Origin of the sequence: Methylophaga sp. UBA1464, from assembly GCF_002325665.1 — a bacterium.
GTDB lineage: Bacteria > Pseudomonadota > Gammaproteobacteria > Nitrosococcales > Methylophagaceae > Methylophaga.
The window spans coordinates 5,178-6,331 of the sequence record NZ_DCSO01000039.1 but is presented as its reverse complement, the minus strand read 5'-3'; the positions used below and the strand labels follow the sequence as shown (position 1 = coordinate 6,331).

Annotated in this window: 1 protein-coding gene; it reads right to left on the bottom strand. The window is 47.0% G+C overall.

Features of this window, described 5'->3' with window-relative positions; genetic code table 11:
- A partial coding sequence (locus B3O33_RS03910) for a hypothetical protein (protein ID WP_292362993.1) occupies nt 1–1,154 on the bottom strand: 1,154 nt, incomplete at both ends.

Here is a 1,154-nt window from a genome sequence, read left to right as displayed (position 1 = left end):
AGCTTCTGGCGCTGGTTCGGCGGTTTGTTCCGGCTCACCAGGTTCAGCCGTTTCTGGGCTCAACTCATCTACAGCCGGTATTTCTTCATGATCAGAGCTATTCACAACATCCTGAGTTGCTTCCCTCATTTCATTGGATTCTGGCTCTGATGGCTGATGAGGCTCTTCCGGAACAACTTCATCAGCTACAGCTTCCGGCATCTCAGTTTCAACCCGTTGTTCCAGCCCGTTAGATTCTGCATTTTCAGTGAATTCCTCCTGTTCTTTTTCCAGAACAGTCGAGTCACTCTCTTCAACGAGCAAACCGGTATTCTCAGACTCTTTTAATAGTGAATCAGCAAAAGAGGCATTCTCGGTTAGTAGTGGGTCTAAATCCTCTGCATCTGGAACCTCGGCTTGCTCTTGCTTCAAGGGCTGTTCAGGTCCGGAGGTTATGTTTTCGATTTGTTGCGTGTGTTCCAGCAAATCTTCCGCTGCGTCACTGGCTGTTTCATCAAGACCTGCCGGTTCTACCGCGGCCATTTTTTCAGCATATTGCGCTGAGGACTCACCTCCCTCAGGCGAAACAACATCTATTGGATTTGCATCAGCTTCTGATATCGCTTGTTCAAGTACTTCGGTGACTTCATCAGCAGTAACCGATTGCGCCATATCATCTTGTTCTGGCGTGGTGATCTCATCAATGATTCTGTCGGGTGTTTCATTATTATTTTCTTTTTTGGAAACTTCCGGCTCATCTGTAGCATCTTTGATGCGCATCAATTCATCGATTTCCGCGACCGAAATCCCGGCTTCCCCAGCAGGCTCCATTTCAACAGCCTGATCAATGTCTAATTCAATTTCGGCAGGCTGAACTGGATTCATTAAATCCAGTGGATTGATATCTCCACTTTCAAAAGCATGGAATTTCAGCTCCTGATGTTCAAACGCCGCCGTATTTTCAGGAATATCGGCACTTGCATCAGGGGTGGGAGATTTGCCATAAACATCCGGCACCTGATTGGCCCAGGCTTTATTTAAATAAGCCTTCATACTGTTAAGTTCTGATGAGCTGCCGGCATTTTCCATTGCGGCTTCATCGATCTCTGGTGAAGGAGCAGCCATCTCTGAAGAAAGCTTACCGTAAATATCAGGAACGGTTGGGTTCCAGTCAT